This is a genomic window from Pseudomonas sp. H1h (assembly GCF_000633255.1).
Taxonomy (GTDB): Bacteria; Pseudomonadota; Gammaproteobacteria; order Pseudomonadales; family Pseudomonadaceae; genus Aquipseudomonas.
This window is the reverse complement of sequence record NZ_AYMJ01000013.1, coordinates 45,419-71,524: the sequence shown is the minus strand read 5'-3', so window position 1 is coordinate 71,524 and position 26,106 is coordinate 45,419. Positions and strand designations below refer to the sequence as shown.

Here is a 26,106-nt window from a genome sequence, read left to right as displayed (position 1 = left end):
AGCGTCTCCTGTGAATGGGGGAATTCAGGGGTATAGGGAGCAGACCTTTGTGGCGGTAGCGGGTTCGATGTTTATCAGATCAACCGAGTCGACGCCTTCGCGAGCAGGCTCGCTCCCACAATTGAAATGCATTCCCCTGTGAGAGCGAGCCTGCTCCCACAATTGAAATGCATTCCCCTGTGGGAGCGAGCCTGCTCGCGAAGGCGTCAGCCCTGCCAACACATGACGATCCGGCAGAAACAAAAATGCCAGGCGCGATGCCTGGCATTTTGTGTAGCTCATCTGCCGCGCAATGGCGAATCAGAATGGCAGCTTCATACCCGCAGGCAGGTTCATGCCGGCAGTCATGCTGCCCATTTTTTCCTGGCTGTTGGCTTCGATCTTGCGCACGGCGTCGTTGACGGCGGAAGCCACCACGGCTTCCAGCATCTCTTTGTCGTCTTCGCTCATGCCTTCAACCAGGCTTGGGTCGATGCTGACGCTTTTCACGTCGTGACGACCGGTCATCACCACGGTGACCATATCGCCACCGGCCTTGCCGATGACTTCGGCGTTGGCCAGTTCTTCCTGCATCTTGGCCATTTTTTCCTGCATCTGCTGCGCCTGCTTCATCAGGCCGGCCATGCCACCTTTCATCATGGGAATCACCTCAAACGTACTTGGATCAAAACAGCGCCCGGCGATTGCTCGCCGAGCACCTTCAGTTATTAGCCCTGAGTGACCAGGGCGTCGACAGGTTCAATAGTATCGTGTCGGACGACCGCACCGAACTGCTGGACCATCTGCTGGATGAACGGATCACCGTGGATCGAGTCCTCCGCCTCGCGCTGACGGTTGGCCCGACGGCGGGACGCGGCCTGCGCCGGGGTTTCCTGTTCGGGCTTGATCAGCTCGATGGTCAGGGTCAGCGGGCGACCGTGGAACTGGTTCAACGCATCGTTCAGGCGCCGTTGTTGCGTGGCGTTGAACAGCGCACTGTGCGCCGGGTCCAGGTGCATCAACCAATGGTCGCCATCAACCGCGATCAGCGTGCAGTTGGCTGCGATGCTGCCGGTCATGCCGGAGATCGGCAGTTGCGGGAACAGCTCCAGCCATTGCAGCGCCAGACCGGTGGCCGGCGCGGCGGCAGGCTCAGGCTCAGGTTCCGGGACTGGCTCGGCGGTGTGTTCGCTGGCCAGATCGTCAAGGTAGCTGTAAGCCGAATCCATGTCCGGCTCGATGTAGTCTTCGTCCAGCGGCGGCTCGTCGTCCAGATCCATGCCCGGCGTGGCGGCATCGACGTCGGCGACCGACGGCTCGGGAATCGGCGCAGCGGCCCATTCCGGAGCCTGCGGGACGACGCTGTCCGGGGTCGGCAGTGGCATCGGCGGCAACTCGGGTTGCTCGGCGGTGGTTTCCAGTACGGGCTCGACGGCGGGTTGTTGCGCAGGTTCGGGCTCGGGCTCGACCGGGTCGTTCCACGGCAGATCGACAACCTCTTCGGCGACGATCGCTTCGGGCTCTGGCTGCGGTTCTGGCGCAGGCGCGGGCTCGGCGACCACCACAGGCGCAGGCTCAGGCGCCGGAACTGGCGCCGGGGCAGCAGCCGCTGCAGGTACGGGCGTCGGCGCAACCGCCGCAGCGACTACCGGTGCAGGTTTCGGCGCGACAGCCACTGAGTTTGCGGAATCAACTGTGGCCTGGCTGATCCCCACTGGCTTTAGCGGTTGCCTCGGGGCGTCCGCCGTGTCGGCTGGCCGGAAGGCCAGCATCCGCAGCAGGACCATTTCGAAACCGCCACGGGGATCCGGCGCCAGCGGCAAGTCGCGGCGGCCGATCAGGCCCATCTGGTAATAGAACTGCACATCTTCGGCCGGCAGCGCCTGAGCCAGCGCCAACACACGATCACGGTCACCATGGCCGTTGTCGACGCCTTCCGGCAACGCCTGGGCGATGGCGACACGGTGCAGCACGTTGAGAATTTCCGAGAGCACGCCGTTCCAGTCCGGGCCTTGCTCGGCCAGGTGACGCACGGCTTCGAGCAACGCCTTGGCGTCACCTTCGATCAACGCATGCAGCACGTCGTAGACCTGACCGTGATCCAGCGTGCCGAGCATCGCCCGCACGTCAGTGGCCAGTACCTTGCCCTCACCGAAAGCGATGGCCTGATCGGTCAGGCTCATGGCGTCACGCATCGAACCGTCAGCGGCGCGACCGAGCAGCCACAGTGCATCGTCTTCGAACGGCACGTTTTCGGCCGTCAGCACGTGGGTCAAATGCTCGACGACGCGTTCCGGCGTCATGTTCTTCAGGGAGAACTGCAGGCAGCGCGACAAAATCGTTGCCGGAAGTTTCTGCGGGTCGGTGGTCGCCAGGATGAACTTGACGTACGGCGGCGGCTCTTCAAGGGTTTTCAGCAGCGCATTGAAGGAATGGCTGGAGAGCATGTGCACTTCGTCGATCAGGTAGACCTTGAAGCGCCCACGGCTTGGGGCGTACTGCACGTTGTCGAGCAGTTCGCGGGTGTCTTCGACCTTGGTCCGGCTTGCGGCGTCGATCTCGATCAGGTCGACGAAGCGGCCCTCGTCGATTTCACGGCACACCGAACACTCGCCGCACGGGCTGGAAGTGATACCTGTTTCACAGTTCAGGCATTTGGCAATGATCCGCGCAATGGTGGTCTTACCGACCCCGCGCGTACCGGTGAACAGGTACGCGTGGTGCAGCCGCTGGCTGTCCAAGGCATTGATCAGAGCCTTGAGCACATGGGTCTGGCCGACCATTTCGCGGAACGAGCGCGGACGCCATTTACGTGCAAGAACCTGATAACTCATCGAAAACCGTCGCAACGAAGGAAGCTGAAGCGGCTAATGCTAGCGGAGCAAGGGCAAAATTGCATCCGGTGTCCTCGTCTAATATGGCTAAGCTGCATGACCAGAGGCTTTTATCGGCCCGGGATCGAGAATTACCGGAGCGTTTATGCGTTGGGCCGTGGGAGCGTTGCTGGGAATCTGCCTGAGCGCGGCGGCGGCCGAGCCCCCGTTGCGTTTCGTCGTGGCTGACAGCTGGGCAATGCCAATGGTGCAACTGGAACGTGGCCGGCCGACCCAGGGCATCCTCCACGACATCATGCTCAGCCTGGCAACGCAGGTCGGTGTGCCGGCCGAATTTCACGTCCTGCCGCGTACCCGGGTGCAGAACGCCATGGAACGCGGCGAAGTCGACGTGCGCTGCTATGCCGCACAATCGTGGCTGCCGAATCAGTCCGGGGATTACATCTGGAGTATTCCGCTGCTGTTCCAGCGCGACCTGCTGATCAGCCGCCGGGATCAACCGCCCCATGTCGATCCCGCCCGCCTCCCCCGCCAATCGATCGGCACCGTACTCGGCTACAGCTACCCGACCCTGCAACCACTGTTCGACGCCAACCGCCTGCAACGCGACGATGCGCGCAATCAGGAGCAAGTGCTGGAAAAACTGCTGGCCGGCCGCTACCACTTCGCCGTGAGCAATCAATGGACGCTGGACTGGTTCAATCAGCGCCTGCTGCCCGAGCAGCAACTGCAAGGGGTGGCGGTGCTGCAGGAACAACATGTCGGCTATTACGTGAGGAATGATCCGCGGGTGCCGGTGCAGCGGATCTTGCGTACGTTGCTGCGGATGAAAATGTCGGGGGAGATCGACGATATTATCCGGTTGTATACCGGGTCCTCTGAAAACACCCCATAACCCCTTGTGGGAGTGTTGTCAGGTGCTCAGTAACCGTGCGACTCGCGGAATTTCTGGTAGTCGTGAAACTCGATCCATTCGACCACGTCGTACGGCAGATACAGCTGCTGCCGGGCGCGGGAAATGGCGATGTACACGGCGCAGATCCGCTCATCGAACGCATAGGCGTCCTTGAACTTGACGTTGGTCAGCAGCTCGGGCGTCAGCAGCACCCGGTCGAACTCCATGCCGCCCGCCTCCTGCGCCTGCATCAGCAGGCAGCTTTTGCCGGGGCCACCGATCATCCGGTTCAGGCGGGTCAGATCCGCCACCTTGAAGCCCTTTTGCAACTCGGCCTCGACCCACAGAAACGCCTCGTCGAACTGATTGGCATCGCGTACCTGCTGCCAGTCGGGCAAGTCGCTGAAATACCGATGCGGCCCCTTTTCGCTGTGCTCGGCACTGTAGAAGTCGACCCTGAACAGCTCGATGGCGGTGGTCATGAAGTGTTCGAGGTCGCGCTGCGCTTTCATGTCGGCAAAGCTGAACAGGCAATTGGCATCGTGCAATTGCATGGCCCACTTCATCGTGTCCCACGCTGAAGCCGTCAGCACCACGCAACCTTCAGGCGGCACAAAGCCCTGTGGATAAAACTCGATGCCGACGTCCGCCTCGCGCGCGCCTTCGAAAGGCACCTTGCTCTTTTCCGAGTGCCGGGAAATCAGCGGATTGACCAGACGCTCGACGCTACGCCCCGAGCGGACCGAATAGGTGATATCGCTCTGGCGTACTTCGCGCTTTCTTCTGACCAGATCGCGGCTGGCGTGCTGGTACTCATCGCCCAGGGTAATCAGCACCTGGCGGCCGCGTTCGATGATCTGCAGCAGCGAGGCGGGAATGTCCTGACTCTCGTCGATCAGCACGTGAGTATAGCGAGGCGGCACCACGCAGCCGGCCAGACTCGCGCGTTTGATCAACAACAATGCTTCGAAGCCGGTCTGTCGGCCCCATGCCGGGTTGGCCTCGAGGTAAGTCCAGACTCGACTGGAATACTCCAGCAGCACCTTGGATTCGAGACTGGACAACGACAGCTGGAAATACGGCAGATGCTGGGCGCTCAGGCTGTAGTCCCGGGACTGACAGTAGCGCTCGAGGGTTTCCAGGCAAACGTTGAAGGTGCGTTGCCCGTCATGGCCGCGAAAGCCGAGGATATTCAGCTCCTGCGCCACCTTCTGCTTGCTCGCCAACCTGGCAACCGCCCCTGCCGGCTGCGGTTTGCGGCCGTGAATCAGCCCGCGCGCGAAGGCTTCGAAGGTGATGCCGGGCTTGCGGTCAACGGTCACGCCCATGCGCTGGCAGAGCGTCGCGAGTTTCTCCGGCGTGCGCGCCAGCAGCAGGGTTTTCTGAGGTGGCAGGCATTCGGTCAAGGCCCCGAGCAAATGGCTCTTGCCAATCCCGGCATAGCCTTGCACGTGCAGGTCTTCGTCCAGATTGGCGCGGAAAGTCCTGACCAGTTTGTCTTGCGCCGTGCTCAGCCAACGCTCGCGATGGATCGGGCTGATCATCTGTTGGCTGAACGGATTATTCACGGCGTGATGCCGAGTCTTGAACTCGTCATCCCATTTGCCGTCGGGCAGCAGGTAATCCTGCGCCGACACTTCCTCAGCCAACAGCAACCGCAGGTTCAGTCGCCGGATGGCATTCAGCCCGAAATACAACTGACGCGGATCGAACAGTCGCTGCGCTTCCGACAATAACCCTGCCCGGCCGTCGACCGCCCATGCGATGAGCCTGGCCAGGACCTTCTCCGCCGCTGCGGCGTTGAGATCCTTTTCAGCCGCCTGGGCCAGATTCTGGATGACCAGCACCGCGGCCAGTTGCGCATCCGTCAGCTCGCCGAGGATTTTCGCGCCCTCGGGCTGCAACAGGCTTGTGCAGGTTTCATCCGTCACGGGCAAGTAAACGGCGGTGGATAAATCGTGATGTTCCGGGTGCATACAACCTCGTAGCCAGGGCGCGAACTTGTCAACGACGCGCGCAGCAAGACGGTGGAGTATGCCACTGTTCAACCTCAGTGGCTGAACAGGCATTGGGGATATTGCCTTCGCGAGCAGGCTCGCTGCCACCAGGATTGGGGTGAAGACTCAAATCGCAGGCATAAAAAAACCGCAGTGGGCGAAACCCATGCAGTTCGGTGTTGATTCGTTCGATGTTCGTTAAGGTGGTAACCCTACCAGCCACACCCCGGCACACAATGTTCCCGCTGTGGCTGCTGCCTTCCGGCTCTGACCAGGTTCACGGGTAATCGTTGCGGGGGGACCGATAGGGTCACCATAACGACACTCACCTGTCGGCGAGCCGCGCCATTGTACCTATCTGAAGCGAAGTTACAACCGTTGGTTTCAGATTAAAAATATGAAGGGCTTCAAGCACTTGCTATTGCGCCTGGAGCACCTCGTCCGCCCTGCCGCCCGCCTGCTGGATCACCAGATGAATAAAGTGCAGCTTGGCAATCGCTGCCGCCGGCAGCACGAACGGGTAGAAATCCGGCTGACCCATGCTGCGGGACAGCTCGTTGAGCATACCGGCCAGTTCGATCCACGCATTGACGAACGAGAGGAATGCCGCGCCGCCAGGGTGCTGCGGGTCGTACAGGGTGCTGGGTGGAAACGGCTGGTAGTCGAAATCCATTTCCCGCGCACTCATGCCGAAGCCCAGCGCGGTGTCCACCGCGTCCATCATGTGCAGGTAGTGCGCCCAGGTTTCGGCCCAGTCTTCCCACGGGTGCATGGTCGCGTAGGCGCTGACGTAATGTTGCGGCCAGTCCAGCGGTGCGCCCTGCTGATAGTGACGGTCGAGCGCTTCGGCGTAGCTGGCGCGCTCATCGCCAAAAAGGTTGCGAAAGGCTTCAAGCCACGGGCCGTTGGCAATCAGCCGATCCCAATAGTAATGCCCGACTTCATGCCGGAAATGCCCGAGCAGCGTGCGGTAGGGTTCATGCATCGCCGCCCGCACCTGCTCGCGGTGAGCGTCGTCGGCTTCTTTGATGTCGAGGGTGATCAGGCCGTTGGCGTGGCCGGTCATTGGCGCATTGCCCTCAAGATCGACGCCGATGAAGTCGAAGGCCAGGCCGGTGTCTTCATCCACGCTCTTCGCAATGACCGGCAGGCCGAGGGTGATCAACTGCGCAACGAGGCGCCGCTTGGCGATTTCGACTTTGCGCCAGCGCTCGGGATTTTCCGGGGCGGACAGATCGGGAATGGTGCGGTTGAGGCTGCAGGCGACGCACAAGGCATCATCGACATTGGCGGGAAGCAGCCAATTGCATGCGGCGGGGGTATCGAGGTTGGCGCAGCGGCGAAAGAGGCCGGCATCGGGATCGGCATCCAGCGTCCAGGTGCCATTCTCCACACCGGGCGACAATGACGTGATGCGACTTTCTTCAGGCTGGTAGCCCAGCGCCGCATTGCAGGCCAGGCACTGGCTGTTGCGAAAGAACAGTGACTGGCCGCAGCGGCACGGCCAGATTTTGCTGTTGCGTGAAGACTCGCCCATGAACGGCGCGACGATGCGAGAACTGAGCTGCTCGAAAAAGCGGTACATGGCGATCTCTCCCTGGGGCTTGCCAAGACTAGATCATTGCCAGGACAACATCGTTCCCACGAGTACCACGAGGCAATCATTGTGGTGAGGGGGTAAGCCCCCTCGCCACAGGGTTTTGCGTTAAACCTGAAGGCCGTGGGTTTTGAGGAATGCGATAAACGCTTCTTCGTCCATCACTTTCACACCCAGCTCATTGGCTTTGGTGAGTTTCGAGCCAGCACCGGGACCTGCGACCACGCAATGAGTTTTCGCCGACACCGAGCCGGCCACTTTCGCGCCCAGACTTTCGAGATGTTCCTTGGCCACATCACGGCTCATCAGCTCAACCTTGCCGGTCAGCACCCAGGTCTCGCCGGACAGCGGCAAACCTTCGACGACTTTCTTCTCGCTCTGCCAGTGCATGCCGAAATCGCGCAGTTGCTTTTCGGAATCTTTGGCAAGCTGTTGATTGTCTTTCGACTTAAAGAAATCGCGAACCGAATTCGCCTGCTTCTCCGGCAGCGCCTGTCGCATGTCCAGCCAGTCGGCGTCCATCACCGCTTCCAGCGAACCGAACTTGTCCGCCAGTTTTTGCGCGCCGCCCGGGCCGACCGAAGGAATGTGCAGCTTGTCGAGGAAGCCACCCAGCGTGGTGCTGGCCGCAAACTCGGCGCCCAGCTCGCCCTGATCCTGAATCTGCAGACCGTGCCCCAGCAGTTCGGTGATCACCTGCTGGTTGTGCGCATCCTCAAAGAAGCTGTGAATCTCGTGAGCCACTTCCAGCCCGACGTCCGGCAGGTAGGTCAGCACTTGCGGCAACGCTTGCTGAACGCGCTCCAGCGAACCCAGCGAGCGCGCCAACACCTTGGCCGTCTCTTCGCCGACATCGGGAATGCCGAGGGCGTAGATGAAGCGCGCCAGCCCTGGCTTCTTGCTGTCTTCGATCGCGGCCAGCAGCTTGTTGCTGGAGACCTCGGCGAAGCCTTCCAGATCGACAATATCGTCGAATTTCAGCGCAAACAGATCGGCCGGCGAACTGACCAGACCTTCGTCAACCAGTTGCTCGACGCTCTTGTCGCCGAGACCTTCGATGTCCATGGCGCGGCGCGAGACGAAGTGGATGATCGCCTGCTTCAACTGCGCGCCACAGGCCAGTCGGCCGACGCAGCGATACACCGCGCCTTCGCTGATGGTTTCCTTGCCTTTGCTGCGCTTGACCAGTTGCGTGCGCTCGACGTGGGAGCCGCAGACCGGGCAACGCTCGGGAATCTGCACGGCGCGTGCATTCTCGGGACGACGATCCATGACCACTTGCACCACTTGCGGGATCACGTCACCGGCACGGCGGATAATCACGGTGTCGCCAATCATCAGCCCCAGACGCGCCACTTCATCCATATTGTGCAGCGTGGCATTGGCCACGGTGACGCCGGCGACCTTGACCGGCTTCAGACGCGCCACCGGGGTGACGGCGCCGGTGCGGCCAACCTGGAATTCCACATCGAGCAGCTCGGTGAGCTCTTCCATCGCCGGGAACTTGTGCGCGATCGCCCAGCGCGGTTCGCGGGCGCGGAAGCCCAGCTCGCGCTGATCGGCGATGCTGTTGACCTTGAACACCACGCCGTCGATTTCGTAGGCCAGCGCGTTACGTCGCTCGCCGATGTCGCGGTAGTAATCCAGGCATTCACCGATGCCTTTGGCCAGTTTCAGCTCATGGCTGATCGGCATGCCCCACGCCTGCAATTGCTTGAGGTTGCCGATGTGCGTATCGGCGATATCGTGAGATACCTGACCAATGCCGTAGCAGCAGAATTCCAGTGGGCGGTTGGCGGTGATCTTCGAATCCAGCTGACGCAGGCTGCCAGCCGCGGCGTTGCGCGGGTTGGCGAAGGTCTTGCCGCCGACTTCCAGTTGCGAGGCGTTGAGGCGCTCGAAACCGGCCTTGGACATGAACACTTCACCGCGCACTTCCAGGGTCGCAGGCCAGCCTTCGCCATGCAGCTTGAGCGGGATGTTGCGCACAGTGCGCACGTTGACGCTGATGTCTTCGCCGGTGGTGCCATCGCCACGCGTGGCGCCGCGCACCAGCACGCCGTCCTGATACAGCAGGCTGACCGCCAGGCCATCGAGTTTCGGTTCGCAGCTGTATTCCACCGCCGCGCCGCCACCGAACAGATCACCGGCCGGCAGATCCAGCCCTTCGGTCACCCGGCGATCGAACTCGCGCATGTCGGTTTCTTCGAAGGCGTTGCCAAGGCTGAGCATCGGCACTTCATGACGCACCTGGGTGAACGCGGTCAGGGCCACGCTGCCGACCCGCTGGGTCGGCGAATCGCTGGTAATCAGTTCCGGGTTGGCCGCTTCCAGCGCCTTGAGCTCGTGGAACAACCGGTCGTACTCCGCGTCCGGAATGCTCGGCTCGTCGAGGACGTGGTAACGGTAGTTGTGCTGATCGAGTTCAGCGCGCAGCTCTAGAATGCGGTTTTTGGCGGCGGTCATGGGTGTTCTCTCATAAAGCAAAAGAGCAGCCGAGGCTGCTCAATCCATATTGCCGATTGCCTCTGATCACGAGGCAATCTTATCAATCAGCGCTTCTGGGTCAGGGCGCGACGTTCGAACTCGACGATGCGCTGACGGTAGTGCTCGATCGTTTGCGCGGTCAGAACGCTGCGCTGGTCATCTTTCAGCTCGCCGTTCAGTTCCTGCGACAGCTTGCGAGCGGCGGCCACCATCACATCGAAAGCCTGCTTCGGATGACGCGGGCCTGGCAGGCCGAGGAAGAAGCTCACCGCCGGGGTGCTGAAATGGTCGATGTCGTCCAGATCAAAGATGCCCGGCTTGACCGCATTGGCCATGGAGAACAGCACTTCACCGTTGCCGGCCATGCTTTCGTGACGGTGGAAAATATCCATCTCGCCAAAACGCAGACCGCTTTCCAGAATGTTCTGCAGCAGGGCCGGGCCTTTGAAACCGGCGGCGTCGCGGCAGATCACGCTGATCACCAGCACTTCTTCAGCTTGCGGTTGATCCTTGTCGGCCACCGCCGGCGACGGCTTGATGTCCTCGACAAAATCATCGTCACGGCTGCTGAAGCTCGGGCCGCCGTCCAGATCCAGGTCAAGGTTCAGGTCGCCCTGGGCCGGACCATTGCTGCCACGCTTGCCACGTTTGGAGCCGGATTCGCGAGGCTCGCGTGCTTCGCGGGCCGGCATGCTCACCGACGGCAGATCGTGTTCGTCCAGTTGCGGCTCTTTATGTGTGTCCAATACGCGGGCCGGGCCCAACAGCTCAGCGCTGGTGTCCTCGTCCGGCAGGTTGGACAGACTTCGGTCAAGACGGAATTTCAGTTTTCCCTTGCCGCCGCGCATACGGCGCCAGCCATCGAAAAGAATACCGGCTATCACAATGATGCCGATGACGATCAGCCACTCGCGCAGACCGATTTCCATGTAATCCCGTGCCTCTATAAAAAATGCTGAAAAATAAGGGGTTTACACTGTGCAAACCGCTTTAAAACGTGGCGCCAACTCTATGTTCTGACAGGCGTTTTGCCCACGCATACGAAAAATTGACATTAAACTAGCACGACCAAAGACAACTTTACACCGTCTGTCACATTGGCTCGCGCGAATATGTCGATTGGCCAGCAAGTCGAAGTCGGTAAAAAAGTCCTACAGAACATCAATACCCTTCCGACACCACGCTGGCTCAGGCGTCCACCATCGCCATCGCCTCCTCGACATCCACGGCTACCAGACGCGAACAACCCGGTTCGTGCATCGTCACACCCATCAGTTGATCGGCCATTTCCATGGCGATCTTGTTGTGGGTGATATAGATGAACTGCACGGTCTGCGACATCTCTTTAACCAATCGTGCGTAGCGTCCAACGTTAGCGTCATCCAGTGGCGCGTCAACTTCATCGAGCATGCAGAACGGCGCCGGGTTCAACTTGAAGATGGCAAAAACCAGTGCCAGCGCGGTCAGGGCTTTTTCCCCGCCGGAGAGCAAATGGATGGTGCTGTTCTTCTTCCCTGGCGGCTGCGCCATGATCGTTACCCCTGTATCGAGTAGATCTTCGCCCGTCAGTTCCAAATACGCGCGCCCGCCACCGAAAACTTTTGGAAAAAGTGCCTGTAAACCGCCATTGATCTGATCAAAGGTATCTTTGAAACGGTTACGGGTTTCCTTGTCGATCTTGCGAATGACGTTTTCCAGCGTTTCCAGCGCTTCGACCAGATCGGCGTCCTGCGCATCCAGATAACGTTTACGCTCGGATTGTTGCGTGTACTCGTCGATGGCCGCGAGGTTGATCGCGCCCAGGCGCTGAATCCGCGCATTGATCCGTTCGAGCTCATCCTCTGCGGCGCGCTCACTGGCTTCAGGGGTCAATGTCGCGAGCACGCCATTGAGATCGTAGCCGTCTTCGAGCAATTGATCCTGCAACGCCTTGCGGCGCACGGTCAGCGCTTGCCATTCCATGCGCTGCTGTTCGAGCTGGCCGCGGATCAGTTGCGATTGCTGTTCGGCCTGGGTCCGGCGTTTTTCCGCCTCACGCAATTCGCGGTCGGCATCTTCCAGCGCGATCTGCGCGGTCTTGAGTTCTTCGTCGACCGTCATGCGCTTGTCGAGCAACTCTTCGAGTTTCAGGCGCAGCTCTTCCAGCGGTGCTTCGCCCTCCTCCAGATTCAGGCTCAACTGCTCGCGTTTTTCAGTGAGACGCTCGGCCTGCATTTCCAGACGCTCAAGCGCCTGGCGCGTGGAGTCGTGCTGCGCGCGCAACGAGCCGAGACGCACAGCCAGTTGATGCGCGTGATCCTTGTGCTGCCGCGCTTCCTGACGCACGCGGTCGAGGCGCTCGCGCAGGCTGTCGCGCTGGGCCAGCAGCAACTCGCGCTGCTCGGTGTCCAGCGCCATGGCATCCAGCGCTTCCTGCAACTGCATGCGCGCTTCGCCGACCTGTTCGTGCTCAAGCTCGCGTTGTTCGCCGAGTTCTACCAGTTCTTCATCGAGGCGCGTGCGACGCAGGGTCAACTGTTCGGCCTTGGCCTTACCGGCGGACAGTTGGGCTTTCAGTTCACCTTGCGAACGAGCTTCGTCTTGCAGCAAGCGACGCAAATGTTCGCGGCCGTTTTCCTGCTGGCGCTGCTGCGCACGCAAGGTCTGCAAACGGGTTTCCATGGCTTCGACCGTGGCTTCGCGCTCTTCGCGCTCGGCATGCAGCGTCTCGATTTCCTGACCACGGGCGAGCATGCCGCTCTCGGCTTCACTGGCGCGGCGCACGCGCAAAAAGTGTCGACCGACCCAATAACCATCGCGGCTGATCAGGCTCTGCCCGGCAGTCAACTGACCGCGCAGGGCCAGCGCCTGCTCCAGGCTGTCGACCGGTTTGACCTGGCCCAGCCAAGGCGACAAATCAATTGGCGCTTCGACTTTATCCAGCAGGCTGCCTGCCACCCGCACGCCATCACTGGCGGGGCTGAGCAAGCGCAGATCACCCTGAGTGAAACCGGACAAGTCGAAGCCGCTGAAATCGTCGACCAGCACCGCTTGCAGGTCGGCGCCGAGCACGGTTTCCACCGCGAGCTCCCAACCCGCCTCGACCTTCAGGCCTTCGGCCAGACGCGGGCGTTCGGCGAGGTTGTGTTCACGCAGCCACTCGGCGGTGCCAGTGCCCGGATCAAGCGCGGCCTGCTGCAAGGCTTCCAGCGACGCCAGGCGACCGTTGAGCCGCTGCAGATCACCCTGCGCCTGCTGCTGCGCGGTCAGCGCCTGCTGCAATTCCTGACGCAGTTGCTCAAGCTTTTCGACCTGAGCTTCTTCGCTGGTCTGCAAGTCTTCAAGGGTCGCTTCGGACTCGGCGAGTTGTTCGTTGAGCGCCATGATCGCCGCGTCTTCCGGATCAGCCGAGAGCAAGTCGCGCTCCTCGGCGAGCCGCTTTTGCCGGTCGGCCAGGCGCTCCATGCTGGTTTCCAGCTGCTGGATGCGTGACTGCTGCACTTCGGCCTGACGCCGTGGCTCGGCGGCGGTCAGGTTGAAGGTGTCCCACTGCTCCTGCCAGCCGTGCATGACGCTTTCGGAATCTTCCAGCGCCGCGGCGGCTTCTTCGGCGGCGGCGCTGGTGACTTCCTGCTCGGGGGTGAGCATGTCCAGCTCTTCGCCGAGGGTCAGCAGCAGCGTGCGGTCGTGGCCCAGGTGCGATTCGGTTTCCAGGCGCGCGCGCTCGGCCTCTTTCAGATCGTCCTGCAACTGGCGCAGGCGTTGCTGGCCATGCTGGATGCTCTGCTCGACCCGGGCGATGTCGCCGCCGACCGAATAGAAGCGCCCTTGCACCAGATTGAAGCGTTCGGACAGTTCATGGTGCCCGTCGCGCAAGCGCTCGATGGCTGCATCGGCATTGCGCTGCTCGGCGACCAGCGCCTCGAAACTGACTTCCTGGGTGCCGATGATCGACTCGCGCTGGCCGACCTGATCGTTCAGATCCTGCCAGCGCAGGGCCGACAGTTGCGCCTTGAGCTGACGTTCCTCGGCTTTGAATTCCTGATACTTCTTGGCGGACTCGGCCTGACGGTGCAAGCGTTCGAGCTGGCGTTCGAGTTCTTCGCGCAGGTCGGTCAGACGGGCAAGGTTTTCGTGGGTGCGGCGGATGCGGTTTTCGGTCTCGCGCCGGCGCTCCTTGTACTTGGAGATACCGGCCGCTTCTTCGATGAAATTACGCAGGTCTTCGGGCTTGGACTCGATCAGCTTGGAGATCATCCCCTGCTCGATGATCGAATAACTGCGCGGGCCCAGACCGGTGCCAAGGAAGATATCGGTGATGTCGCGGCGACGGCATTTGGTGCCGTTGAGGTAATACGTGGTCTGGCTGTCGCGGGTCACCTTGCGACGGATGGAAATCTCCGCGTAGGCCGCGTACTCGCCAAGCAGTGTGCCGGCGGAATTGTCGAACACCAGTTCGATACTTGCCTGACTGACCGGTTTGCGGCTGGTCGAGCCATTGAAGATGACGTCGGTCATCGACTCGCCACGCAGGTTTTTCGCCGAGCTTTCGCCCATCACCCAGCGTACGGCATCGATGATGTTCGACTTGCCGCAACCGTTCGGCCCGACGACCGCCGCCATGTTACTGGGGAAGTTCACCGTGGTCGGGTCGACGAAGGACTTGAACCCCGCCAGTTTGATGCACTTCAGCCGCACCTTCAGGCAACCGTCAAGGCGGAAACCACCAGATCGCAGCTGCGCTGGGCGTAAGCCGTCAGCACGATGCGGATCTGCGGCAAATCACGGGCGAGGACGGCGGCCAGCAGGCGCTCGAACAGTTCGAGGAACTCGCTCATTTCGGCCTTGCGCTGTTCGAGGGCGAGAAAGTACGCACGGCTCATGGCCGGCTGCAGGTTCTCGACGGTCTCTTGCAGGTACGGATTGTTGGCGAACGGGTACGCAGCGCGCATCACGCTGAAACTGTCGTCGACGAAGGTGCGGATGTCCTGACGCTCGTAACTGGCAGTCAGGCGCTGCTGGATCTGCACGAACGGCGCCATGTCGGCCTGGGTCTGCCAGCCATTGGCGACCGCGTTGCCGAGCAGGATGTACAGCTCGCTCATCAGCGTGCACAGGCTCTGCACCTTGTGCGCGGTGAGTTCAGTGACATGGGCGCCACGTCGCGGCAGGATCGCGATCAGGTGGCGGCGTTCGAGAATCAGCAGGGCTTCGCGGACCGATCCGCGGCTGACATTGAGGGCCAGCGTGACCTTCTGTTCCTGAATGCGCTCTCCCGGCTTCATTTCGCCACGAATGATGCGTTCGGCGAGGTGGTGAGCAATTTGCTCGGCGAGGCTGTCCGGCGCCTTGAACGTCATGGTTGTCCTTCAAACTCTTCGATCTGCACAAGCGGCGCAGTGTAGCGCAAATGCGGGCGCATGGCGGAGTGCCCGCAGCGCGGTTTTTGGCACGATTCAAGCAAAAAAAGCAGTGGATCCGCTCAGGGTCAATACTCAATGGAGCACAGGTTAATCGACAAAACGGATTTTCCTGACCTTTAAGTCAGAAAACCATTGACCGAAAAGTCAGACCTGCTAAATTCGGCTCAAGTCGGTTAACAACAATAATGAGTCTGCGAGGCCTTCCGTGATCCAGTTTTTACTTAACCAGGAACTCCGTAGCGAGCACGCCCTGGACCCGAACCTGACCGTGCTCAATTACCTGCGCGAACACGTAGGCAAATCCGGCACCAAAGAAGGCTGCGCCAGCGGCGACTGTGGCGCCTGCACCGTGGTGGTCGGCGAGTTGCAAACGGATGACGACGGCCGCGAACACATTCGCTACCGCAGCCTCAATTCGTGCCTGACCTTTGTTTCGTCGCTGCACGGCAAACAACTGATCAGCGTCGAAGACCTCAAGCACCAGGGCGAACTGCACAGCGTGCAGAAAGCCATGGTCGAGTGCCACGGCTCACAATGCGGTTTCTGCACCCCCGGTTTCGTCATGTCACTGTTCGCCCTGCAAAAGAACAGCGATGCGCCCGATCATGCCAAGGCCCACGAAGCGCTGGCCGGCAACCTCTGCCGTTGCACCGGCTACCGGCCAATCCTCGCCGCCGCCGAGCAATCGTGCTGTGGCAAGCAACCGGACCAGTTCGATGCCCGCGAAGCCGAGACCATCGCCCGCCTCAAAGCCATCGCCCCGACCGATATCGGCGAACTCAACAGCGGCGACAAGCGCTGCCTGGTGCCGCTGACCGTCGCCGATCTGGCTGATCTCTACGACGCTTACCCACAAGCGCGGCTGCTCGCCGGCGGCACCGATCTGGCGCTGGAAGTCACCCAGTTCCACCGCACCCTGCCGGTGATGATCTACGTCGGCAACGTCGCCGAAATGAAGCGCATCGAGACCTTCGATGACCGCCTCGAAATCGGCGCCGCCACCGCCCTTTCCGACTGCTACGAAGCGCTGAATGCCGAATACCCGGACTTCGGCGAACTGCTGCACCGCTTCGCTTCCCTGCAGATCCGCAACCAGGGCACCCTCGGCGGCAACATCGGCAACGCCTCGCCGATCGGTGACTCGCCACCGCTGCTGATCGCCCTCGGCGCGCAGGTCGTGCTGTGCAAGGGTGAAACCCGCCGCACCTTGAACCTCGACGATTATTTCATCGACTACAAGGTTACCGCGCGTCAGGAAAGTGAGTTCATCGAGAAGATCATCGTCCCGCGCGCCACCGCCGAGCAGCGTTTCCGCGCCTACAAAGTCTCCAAGCGCCTGGACGACGACATTTCCGCCGTCTGCGCCGCCTTCAACCTGCGCGTTGAAAACGGTGTCATCACCGATGCCCGCATGGCCTTCGGCGGCATGGCCGCGATCCCGAAACGCGCTGCCCACTGCGAAGCCGTGCTGATCGGTGCGCCGTTCAACAGCGCCGTGGTCGAACGCGCCTGCGCTGCATTGGCCGAAGACTTCACGCCACTCTCGGACTTTCGCGCCAGCAAGGAATATCGCCTGCTCAGTGCGCAGAACCTGCTGCGCAAATACTTCATCGAACTGCAAACACCGCACATCGAGACTCGGGTGACCGCTTATGTCTAACCATCACGGCGTAGAGAAAACTCAAGCTGAACTGGCTGAACTGTTCGCCAGGGACCTGACCACCGGTGTCGGTCGCAGCGTCAAGCACGACAGCGCCGCCAAGCACGTGTCCGGTGAAGCGCAGTACATCGATGATCGCCTGGAATTCCCGAACCAGCTGCACCTGTACGCACGCATGTCGGACCGCGCCCACGCGAAAATCATCAGCATCGACACCAAGCCTTGTTATGCCTTCGAAGGCGTGCGCATTGCGATCACCCACGAAGACGTGCCGGGCTTGAAAGACATCGGCCCATTGATGCCTGGCGACCCGTTGCTGGCCATCGACGACGTGCAATTCGTTGGTCAACCGGTGCTTGCCGTTGCCGCCAAAGATCTGGAAACCGCGCGCAAAGCCGCCATGGCCGCGATCATCGAATACGAAGACCTCGAACCGGTACTGGACGTGGTTGAAGCCCTGCGCAAACGTCATTTCGTGCTCGACAGCCACACCCATCAGCGCGGCGATTCGGTTTCCGCGCTGGCGACGGCTGAGCATCGCATTCAGGGCACGCTGCACATCGGCGGTCAGGAACACTTCTACCTGGAGACGCAGATCTCCTCCGTGATGCCCACCGAAGACGGTGGCATGATCGTTTACTGTTCGACGCAGAACCCGACCGAAGTGCAGAAACTGGTCGCCGAAGTGCTCGACGTGTCGATGAACAAAATCGTTGTCGACATGCGCCGCATGGGCGGTGGTTTCGGCGGCAAGGAAACCCAGGCCGCGAGCCCGGCATGCCTGTGCGCCGTGGTCGCCCACCTCACCGGCCAGCCGACCAAGATGCGTCTGCCGCGCGTCGAAGACATGCTGATGACCGGCAAGCGTCACCCGTTCTACGTCGAATACGACGTCGGCTTCGACAGCACCGGTCGCCTGCACGGGATCAACATGGACCTGGCCGGCAACTGCGGCTGCTCGCCGGACTTGTCGGCGTCGATTGTCGACCGGGCGATGTTTCACTCGGACAACTCGTACTACCTCGGTGACGCGACGATCAATGGTCACCGCTGCAAGACCAACACCGCGTCGAACACCGCCTACCGTGGTTTTGGCGGCCCGCAAGGCATGGTCGCGATCGAAGAAGTGATGGACGCGATTGCCCGGCACCTCAACCTCGATCCACTGGCCGTGCGCAAGGCCAACTACTATGGCAAGACCGAGCGTAACGTCACCCACTACTACCAGACCGTCGAGCACAACATGCTCGAGGAAATGACCGCGGAACTGGAAGAAAGCAGCCAGTATCACGAACGCCGCGAAGCGATCCGGCGCTACAACGCCAACAGCCCGATCCTGAAAAAAGGCCTGGCGCTGACCCCGGTGAAATTCGGCATTTCCTTCACCGCCAGCTTCCTCAATCAGGCCGGTGCACTGGTGCACGTCTACACCGACGGCAGCATCCACCTCAACCACGGCGGCACGGAAATGGGCCAGGGCCTGAACACCAAGGTCGCGCAGGTGGTGGCCGAAGTGTTCCAGGTGGAAATGGACCGGGTGCAGATCACCGCGACCAACACCGACAAGGTGCCGAACACCTCGCCGACCGCCGCGTCCAGCGGTGCCGACCTTAACGGCAAGGCAGCGCAGAACGCCGCCGAGATCATCAAGCAGCGGCTGGTGGAATTTGCGGCGCGGCACTACAAGGTCAGCGAAGAAGACGTCGAATTCCACAACGGCCACGTGCGCGTGCGTGACCACATCCTGACCTTCGAAGCGCTGATCCAGCTGGCGTATTTCAATCAGGTGTCGCTGTCGAGCACCGGGTTCTACAAGACCCCGAAAATCTACTATGACCGCAGCCAGGCCCGTGGTCGGCCGTTCTATTACTTCGCCTTCGGCGCGGCATGTTGCGAGGTGATCGTCGACACCCTGACCGGCGAGTACAAGATGTTGCGCACCGACATCCTCCACGACGTCGGCGCCTCACTGAACCCGGCAATCGACATCGGCCAGGTCGAGGGTGGCTTCATCCAGGGCATGGGCTGGCTGACCATGGAAGAGCTGGTGTGGAACAACAAGGGCAAGCTGATGACCAACGGCCCGGCCAGCTACAAGATCCCGGCCGTGGCCGACATGCCGCTGGACCTGCGGGTGAAGCTGGTGGAAAACCGCAAGAACCCGGAAGACACGGTGTTCCATTCCAAGGCTGTGGGTGAGCCGCCGTTCATGCTCGGGATTGCTTCGTGGTGTGCGATCAAGGATGCGGTGGCCAGCCTTGGCGACTACAAGCATCAACCGCAGATCGACGCGCCGGCGACCCCGGAGCGGGTGTTGTGGGGGTGTGAGCAGATGCGCCAGTTGAAAGCGGTGAAAGCCGTCGAGGCTGAAACCGAGTTGGCTCCGCTTTAAGGACCGAGGCGCGGCCTTCGCGAGCAAGCCCGCTCCCACAGGGATATGCGCTGACTGTTGGACTGGTGCAAATCCAATGCGGGAAGGATATGCGCTGACTGTTGGACTGGTGCGAATCCAAATGTGGGAGCGGGCTTGCTCGCGAAGAGGCCCGAACAGACAACGACAGATGTCGAGGTGAACATGTACAACTGGATCGACGCCCTCGCCGACCTGCAGAACCAGGGCGAACCCTGCGTTCTGGTGACGATCATCGAAGAACTCGGCTCGACCCCGCGCAATGCCGGCTCGAAAATGGTCGTCAGCGCGAATCAGACCTTCGACACCATCGGTGGCGGGCATCTGGAATACAAAGCCATGCAGATCGCCCGCGAAATGCTCGCCAGCGGCAAGCAGGACACCCATCTGGAGCGCTTCAGCCTCGGTGCCAGCCTCGGCCAGTGCTGCGGCGGCGCCACGGTGTTGCTGTTCGAACCGATGGGCCAGGTGCAGGCGCAGATTGCTGTGTTCGGCGCCGGCCACGTCGGCCGCGCACTGGTGCCACTGCTCGCCAGCCTGCCCTGCCGGGTACGCTGGATCGATTCGCGGGAAAAGGAATTCCCCCAACAGATCCCCCACGGCGTGCGTAAAATCGTCGCCGAAGAGCCTGTGGATGAAATCGACGACCTGCCAGCCGGCAGCTACTGCATCGTCATGACTCACAACCATCAGCTGGACCTGGAACTCACCGCCGCGATTCTCAAGCGCAACGACTTTGCCTACTTCGGCCTGATCGGCTCGAAGACCAAACGCGCCAAGTTCGAACATCGCCTGCGTGATCGCGGTTTCGACAGCGGCGTCGTGCAACGCATGCGCTGCCCGATGGGCATCGGCGAAGTCAAAGGCAAGCTGCCTGTGGAAATCGCCATCTCCATCGCCGGCGAAATCATCGCCACCTATAACGCCAATTTCGGCCAGCACACCGCCAGCGCCGAACCGATTGCCAAACTGCTGCCGGTTTCCCGGCGCAGCCAGGCCGCCAAACTCAAAGCCTCAAACTGATTAGAGAACCCTCATGCCTCTGACTCGCAAAGCCTACCGCGCCGCCATCCTGCACAGCATCGCCGACCCCGCCGAAGTCGGGATCGAAGCCTCCTACGAATATTTCGAGGATGGCCTGCTGGTGGTCGATGGCGGCAAGATCAGCGCCCTTGGCCACGCCAGCGACCTGCTGCCGACCCTGCCGGCAGACATCGAGATCACGCATTATCAGAATGCGCTGATTACCCCGGGCTTCATCGACACCCACATCCACCTGCCGCAAACCGGCATGGTCGGCGCCTACGGCGAGCAACTGCTCGATTGGCTGAACACCTACACCTTCCCGTGCGAAAGCCAGTTCGGCGACAAGGCTCACGCCGATGACGTCGCCGACATTTTCATCAAGGAACTGCTGCGCAACGGCACCACCACCGCGTTGGTGTTCGGCAGCGTGCACCCGCAATCGGTGAACTCGTTCTTCGAAGCCGCCGAGAAGCTCGACCTGCGGATGATCGCCGGCAAGGTGATGATGGACCGCAACGCTCCGGACTACCTGACCGACACCGCCGAATCGAGCTACGTCGAGAGCAAGGCGCTGATCGAACGCTGGCACGGCAAGGGCCGTCTGCACTACGCGGTCACCCCGCGCTTCGCCCCGACCAGTACCCCGGAACAACTGACCCTCGCCGGCCAGTTGCTCACCGAATACCCGGATCTGTACATGCAGACCCACATCAGCGAGAACCTCAAGGAAATCGAGTGGGTCAAGGAACTGTTCCCGGAGCGCAAGGGCTACCTCGACGTTTACGATCACTATCAATTGCTCGGCGAGCGCTCGGTATTCGCCCACGGCGTGCACCTGTGCGATGACGAGTGCGCGCGCCTGGCCGAGACCGGCTCGGCGATCTCGTTCTGCCCGACCTCGAACTTCTTCCTCGGCAGCGGCCTGTTCAACCTGCCAATGGCCGAGAAGCACAAACTGAATGTCGGCCTGGGCACTGACGTCGGCGGCGGCACCAGTTTCTCGCTGCTGCAAACCCTCAACGAAGCCTACAAAGTGATGCAACTGCAAGGTGCGCGGCTGAGCCCGTTCAAGTCTCTGTACCTGGCGACCCTCGGTGGCGCGCGGGCGCTGCGTCTGGAAGACAAGATCGGCAACCTGCAACCGGGTTCCGACGCCGACTTCCTGGTACTGGATTACAACGCTACACCGCTGCTGAGCTATCGCCTGAAGCAAGCCAACAACATCGCCGAAACGCTGTTCGTGTTGATGACGCTGGGGGATGACCGGACGGTGCAGCAGACGTATGCGGCGGGCGCGCTGGTGCATCAGCGCTAGTTTTCTGCGGGCAAAAAAATCCCCCGGTGGTGTTAGCCCCGGGGGATTTTTGTTGCCTGCTGGATCGTATTCGCGAGCAAGCCCGCTCCCACAGGGGGTATCAGTCACTCACAAATCCTGCATTCACTGAGGATCAATGTGGGAGCGGGCTTGCTCGCGAATGCCGCGACTCGGTGCCGGTCAGAGCTTGGCCGCAGGCCGCCCAGGCTTCTTGGTCTGCAACAGATGCGAGAACACCGCATGCAGGTCGTCCGAAGCGCTTTCCTCGTCGAGGTTGAGCTTGCTGTCGATGTGGTCCATGTGATGCATCATCAGGTCCACCGCCAGTTCACCGTTGCGCGCTTCGATGGCGTCGATCAACTGGGTGTGTTCGTCATACGAGCAGTGCGAACGGTTGCCACTTTCGTATTGGGCGATGATCAGCGACGTCTGCGAGACCAGGCTGCGCTGGAAGCTGATCAGTGGCGCGTTTTTCGCCGCTTCAGCCAGTTTCAGGTGGAATTCGCCCGACAGCCGGATACCGGCGCCGCGATCGCCACGGGAAAAGCTGTCGCGTTCGTCGTTGACCATCTGGCGCAACTCGGCGATCTGCTCGGCAGTGGCATGCTGCACCGCCAGTTCGGTGATCGCGCGCTCTACCAGACGCCGGGCCATGAACACCTGACGCGCTTCTTCAACGCTCGGGCTGGCGACCACAGCGCCACGGTTCGGCCGCAACAGCACCACGCCTTCATGGGCCAGACGCGACAGCGCGCGGCGAATGATGGTGCGGCTGACCCCGAAGATTTCCCCCAGCGCTTCTTCGCTCAATTTTGTGCCGGGCGCCAGACGCTGTTCGAGGATGGCCTCGAAGATATGCGCGTAGACAATATCGTCCTGGGTTCCGCTGCGGCCGGCTTTGCCTGCTCGCGGTTGTTTCTTGAGGGGTTGCAACTGTTCGTTCATGGGCACTCGAGTCGGGAGAACTGCGGCGAATAGACCGTGACTGTAATACGGCACAGTAGGTCGCTGGCAAGTATCGCGTAAAAAACAGCGCGATTGTACACAATGGAAGGTGGCAACACGACTGTATGGCTGTTTGTGTCCACGGCTGTATTGCAACGATCCGTTACGATTGAGTTTAGGCTTGATCGCAGAATCCGCCTTTTACACACAATCCCCCTGTGGTGTGGCGGAGATCTTCATCTGTATAAGGAACATCGCCGTCATGAACGACGCCACCTACACCCGGCTGCGCCCGCTCGCCGACACTTCGCCTTCGGCCATCGTCGCCGGGTTCATCGCGATGATGACTGGCTACACCAGTTCCCTGGTGCTGATGTTTCAGGCCGGGCAAGCGGCGGGCCTGAGCAGCGGGCAGATTTCCTCGTGGATCTGGGCAATCTCGATCGGCATGGCGGTGTGCTCGATCGGCCTGTCGCTGCGCTACCGCACGCCGATCACCATCGCCTGGTCGACACCGGGCGCGGCCCTGCTGATCACCAGTCTGGGCGGCGTCACGTACGGCGAGGCCATCGGCGCCTACATCACCTGCGCGGTGCTGGTAACGATCTGTGGCCTGACCGGCAGCTTCGAACGCCTGGTGAAAAAGATCCCGGCCTCGCTGGCAGCGGCGTTGCTGGCGGGGATTCTGTTCAAGATCGGCAGCGAAATCTTCGTCGCCGCGCAGCACCGCACCGGGCTGGTGCTGGGGATGTTCTTCACTTACCTGGTGGTCAAGCGCCTGTCGCCGCGTTACGCCGTGCTGGCTGCGCTGCTGATTGGCACCGCACTGTCGGGCTTCATGGGCCTGCTGGACTTCAGCGGCTTTCATCTGGAAGTGGCGACGCCGGTGTGGACCACGCCGCATTTTTCGCTGGCCGCGACCATCAGCATCGGCATCCCGCTGTTTGTGGTGGCCATGACTTCGCAAAACATGCCCGGCATCGCCGTGCTGCGCGCCGACGGCTACAACGTTCCGGCCTCGCCACTGATCACCACCACCGGCATCGCCTCGCTGCTGCTGGCGCCGTTCGGCTCCCACGGCATCAACCTCGCGGCCATCAGCGCGGCGATCTGCACCGGGCCGCACGCCCATGAAGATCGCAACAAGCGCTACACCGCCGCGGTGTGGTGCGGGATTTTCTACGGGATTGCCGGGGTGTTCGGCGCAACTTTGGCGGCGTTGTTTGCCGCGTTGCCGAAAGAACTGGTGCTGTCGATTGCCGCGCTGGCGCTGTTCGGCTCGATCATCAACGGACTGAGCATTGCCATGACCGAAGTGAAGGAACGTGAAGCGGCGCTGATCACCTTCATGGTCACGGCGTCGGGGCTGACGCTGTTTTCCATCGGCTCGGCATTCTGGGGGATTGTGGCGGGTGTGCTGACGTTATTGATCCTGAATTGGCGCAAAACCCAGGCATAAAAAAACGGCGACCCGAAGGTCGCCGTTTTTTTTCAGTATCACTTAGCCGCGTTGATCGGCTTTTCCGGATACCAAACGTCCAGCAGCGGGCTGACGGTCATGCCGGTCAGTTCGCTACGGTTTTTCAGCCAGGCTTCAACGGCAGCGCGCTGCTCTTCGTTGACCGAGCCACGCTTCTGCAGGCACACCAGACCGAAGTCGTCGCCGCCGACATAGCCCAGACCGTTGGCTTCCATGGCTTCTTTGATGAATGCTTCGAGGAAAGCGTCAATGGCTTCTTCGGACAAGTCTTCTTTGAAGTCCAGGTTCAGTTCGAAACCCAGCTCTTGGAATTCATCAACGCACAGTTTTTTGCGCAGACGCTGGGAACGGTTAGTCGCCATTGGAACAATCCTCTTAAGTAATAACGGCCGGCACTTTACCAGTTTAAGCGGTCAATTGCCCGACTCTCTGGGTGCCGTGGCCGACCGGCTGTAAAAAAATAACGAAATGGCCGCCACGGGCAAGGCACAAGCTGTTACACCTTGGGGCATAATGCCGACACTTTCATGACCACTGAGGGCTTTTTCATCCATGCCCTCGTTATTTTCCCCCTCTTCTGCAGGGTTTTAATTCATATGATCAAATCGTTGCGTCCACTGTTTCTCGCCGGCCTTCTTCTGCCCCTGGCCCTGCCGGTTTCTGCGGCCACCATCAACACCGCCCTCACGCCTAACGTCGAAAAAGCCCTCAAGGCCAGCAAACTGCAGCCCACTGCACTGTCGCTGGTGATGATCCCGCTCGACGGCCCGGGCAACCCGACCGTGTACAACGCCGACGTCTCGGTCAACCCTGCCTCGACCATGAAACTGGTCACCACCTACGCCTCGCTGGAAATGCTCGGCCCCAACCATCAGTGGAAAACCGAGTTCTACACCGACGGCGACCTGAGCGGCGGCATCCTCAACGGCAACCTGTACCTCAAGGGTGGCGGCGATCCGAAGCTGAACATGGAAAAACTCTGGCTGCTGATGCGCGACCTGCGCGCCAACGGCGTGACCCAGGTCACCGGCGACCTGATCCTCGACCGCAGCTTCTTCATCCAGCCGCAACTGCCCGAGTTCAACGACGACGGCAACGACGAGAACAAGCCGTTCCTGGTCAAGCCGGACTCGCTGCTGGTCAACCTCAAGGCCCTGCGCTTTGTAGCGCGCAATGACGGTGGTCGGGTGCTGATCTCGGTGGAGCCGCCGATTGCCAGCGTGCACATCGAGAACACGGTCAAGGCGCTCAATTCCAAACAGTGCACCGGTGGCGTGCGCTACAACCCGGTGACCCAGCCTGATGGCAGCGTGACCGTGACCGTCGCCGGTCAACTGGGCGATGGCTGCAGCTCGCAGACTTACCTGTCGCTGCTCGACCACGCGACCTACACCGCCGGTGCTGTGCGCGCGATCTGGAAAGAATTGGGGGGCAGCATTCAGGGCAAGGATCGCCTCGCCGCGACCCCGAGCAGCGCCAAATTGCTGGCCCGCGCCTATTCGCCAGATCTGGCAGAAATCATCCGCGACATCAACAAATACAGTAACAACACCATGGCCCAGCAGCTGTTCCTGAGCCTGGGCCAGAAATACCGTAACGAAGCCGACGGTGACGACGCCAAGGCCGCGCAACGCGTGGTCCGCCAATGGCTGGCGAAGAAAGGCATCACCGCGCCGCACCTGGTGATGGAGAACGGCTCCGGGCTGTCGCGCGCTGAACGCGTCAGCGCCCGCGAGATGGCCAACATGCTGCAAGCGGCCTGGCACAGCCCGTACGCCGCCGAGTACATCAGCTCGCTACCGATTGCCGGCACTGACGGCACCATGCGCAAACGCCTGAAGACCACCGCGATGCGCGGCGAAGCCCACGTCAAGACCGGCACCCTGAACACCGTGCGTGCCATTGCCGGCTTCAGCCGTGACGTCAATGGCAACACTTGGGCGGTGGTGGCGATCCTCAACGACAAGGCCCCGTTCGGCGCATCGTCGGTGCTGGATCAGGTGCTGCTGGATCTGTACAAGCAGCCGCGCTTGCCGCAGACCGCTTCGGCGCTGTAAAAACACAGCCGATCTAATGTGG

Annotated in this window: 17 protein-coding genes and 1 other RNA gene; 7 read left to right on the top strand and 11 right to left on the bottom strand. The window is 61.2% G+C overall.

From position 1 onward, the window contains the following. Window positions 1-300: 300 nt before the first annotated feature. Both U862_RS0110425 and dnaX read right to left on the bottom strand, forming a co-directional pair. Entirely contained in the window at window positions 301-639 is a 339-nt protein-coding gene (locus U862_RS0110425; protein WP_025110351.1) for a YbaB/EbfC family nucleoid-associated protein, read from the bottom strand. A 68-nt stretch (window positions 640-707) separates the two neighbouring features. Further along, entirely contained in the window at window positions 708-2,813 is a 2,106-nt protein-coding gene (gene dnaX, locus U862_RS0110420) for a DNA polymerase III subunit gamma/tau (RefSeq protein WP_025110350.1), read from the bottom strand. 145 nt (window positions 2,814-2,958) lie between these two features. On the opposite strand from dnaX, the gene U862_RS0110415 reads away from it, so the two are divergent. Next, on the top strand, window positions 2,959-3,708 hold the full coding sequence (locus U862_RS0110415) for an ABC transporter substrate-binding protein (protein WP_025110349.1): 750 nt from the start codon (window positions 2,959-2,961) through the stop codon (window positions 3,706-3,708). A 26-nt stretch (window positions 3,709-3,734) separates the two neighbouring features. Here the strand turns inward: U862_RS0110415 and U862_RS0110410 are convergent, their stop codons facing one another. The 7 genes from U862_RS0110410 to U862_RS0110385 all read right to left on the bottom strand — a co-directional run bounded on the left by U862_RS0110410 (window position 3,735) and on the right by U862_RS0110385 (window position 15,128). Beyond that, window positions 3,735-5,684 (bottom strand): hypothetical protein, encoded by a 1,950-nt coding sequence (locus U862_RS0110410; RefSeq protein ID WP_025110348.1) that lies wholly within the window; start codon window positions 5,682-5,684, stop codon window positions 3,735-3,737. A 231-nt stretch (window positions 5,685-5,915) separates the two neighbouring features. Then, an RNA gene (gene ffs, locus U862_RS29515) (signal recognition particle sRNA small type) lies at window positions 5,916-6,012 on the bottom strand. 111 nt (window positions 6,013-6,123) lie between these two features. After that, complete coding sequence (locus U862_RS0110405) at window positions 6,124-7,290, bottom strand: putative zinc-binding metallopeptidase (protein WP_025110347.1); 1,167 nt, start codon at window positions 7,288-7,290, stop codon at window positions 6,124-6,126. 120 nt (window positions 7,291-7,410) lie between these two features. Further along, complete coding sequence (gene ligA / locus U862_RS0110400; protein WP_025110346.1) at window positions 7,411-9,768, bottom strand: NAD-dependent DNA ligase LigA; 2,358 nt, start codon at window positions 9,766-9,768, stop codon at window positions 7,411-7,413. A gap of 86 nt (window positions 9,769-9,854) precedes the next feature. Next, on the bottom strand, window positions 9,855-10,718 hold the full coding sequence (zipA, locus tag U862_RS0110395; RefSeq protein ID WP_025110345.1) for a cell division protein ZipA: 864 nt from the start codon (window positions 10,716-10,718) through the stop codon (window positions 9,855-9,857). A gap of 259 nt (window positions 10,719-10,977) precedes the next feature. Further along, window positions 10,978-14,466, bottom strand: a complete 3,489-nt coding sequence (gene smc, locus U862_RS0110390; RefSeq protein ID WP_025110344.1) for a chromosome segregation protein SMC — start codon at window positions 14,464-14,466, stop codon at window positions 10,978-10,980. Between the two features lie 2 nt (window positions 14,467-14,468). Beyond that, the gene (locus U862_RS0110385; protein ID WP_025110343.1) at window positions 14,469-15,128 is read right to left on the bottom strand and encodes a GntR family transcriptional regulator; all 660 of its coding nucleotides are present in this window, start codon (window positions 15,126-15,128) and stop codon (window positions 14,469-14,471) included. Window positions 15,129-15,396: 268 nt separating this feature from the next. Here U862_RS0110385 and xdhA point away from each other — a divergent pair, with 268 nt between their 5' ends. From xdhA to guaD, 4 genes are all read left to right on the top strand, one after another. Then, window positions 15,397-16,851, top strand: a complete 1,455-nt coding sequence (gene xdhA / locus U862_RS0110380; protein WP_025110342.1) for a xanthine dehydrogenase small subunit — start codon at window positions 15,397-15,399, stop codon at window positions 16,849-16,851. Continuing rightward, entirely contained in the window at window positions 16,844-19,243 is a 2,400-nt protein-coding gene (gene xdhB, locus U862_RS0110375) for a xanthine dehydrogenase molybdopterin binding subunit (protein ID WP_025110341.1), read from the top strand. Before xdhA ends, xdhB begins: the two co-directional genes overlap by 8 nt. A gap of 183 nt (window positions 19,244-19,426) precedes the next feature. Next, the gene (xdhC, locus tag U862_RS0110370; protein ID WP_025110340.1) at window positions 19,427-20,284 is read left to right on the top strand and encodes a xanthine dehydrogenase accessory protein XdhC; all 858 of its coding nucleotides are present in this window, start codon (window positions 19,427-19,429) and stop codon (window positions 20,282-20,284) included. Window positions 20,285-20,297: 13 nt separating this feature from the next. Further along, window positions 20,298-21,602 (top strand): guanine deaminase, encoded by a 1,305-nt coding sequence (gene guaD, locus U862_RS0110365; RefSeq protein ID WP_025110339.1) that lies wholly within the window; start codon window positions 20,298-20,300, stop codon window positions 21,600-21,602. A 180-nt stretch (window positions 21,603-21,782) separates the two neighbouring features. Here guaD and U862_RS0110360 read toward each other — a convergent pair whose 3' ends face one another. After that, on the bottom strand, window positions 21,783-22,547 hold the full coding sequence (locus tag U862_RS0110360) for a GntR family transcriptional regulator (protein WP_007961054.1): 765 nt from the start codon (window positions 22,545-22,547) through the stop codon (window positions 21,783-21,785). Window positions 22,548-22,809: 262 nt separating this feature from the next. Here U862_RS0110360 and U862_RS0110355 point away from each other — a divergent pair, with 262 nt between their 5' ends. After that, a complete protein-coding gene (locus U862_RS0110355) occupies window positions 22,810-24,006 on the top strand; it encodes a benzoate/H(+) symporter BenE family transporter (RefSeq protein ID WP_025110338.1) in 1,197 nt (398 codons plus the stop codon). Window positions 24,007-24,044: 38 nt separating this feature from the next. On the opposite strand, the gene U862_RS0110350 is transcribed toward U862_RS0110355, so the two are convergent. Beyond that, window positions 24,045-24,389 carry a YggL family protein gene (locus U862_RS0110350; RefSeq protein WP_003223308.1) on the bottom strand — a complete coding sequence of 115 codons (345 nt, stop codon included), beginning with the start codon at window positions 24,387-24,389 and terminating at the stop codon, window positions 24,045-24,047. A gap of 234 nt (window positions 24,390-24,623) precedes the next feature. Between U862_RS0110350 and dacB the strand changes: the two genes are divergently transcribed. Next, entirely contained in the window at window positions 24,624-26,084 is a 1,461-nt protein-coding gene (dacB, locus tag U862_RS0110345; protein ID WP_025110337.1) for a D-alanyl-D-alanine carboxypeptidase/D-alanyl-D-alanine-endopeptidase, read from the top strand. Window positions 26,085-26,106 lie beyond the last annotated feature (22 nt).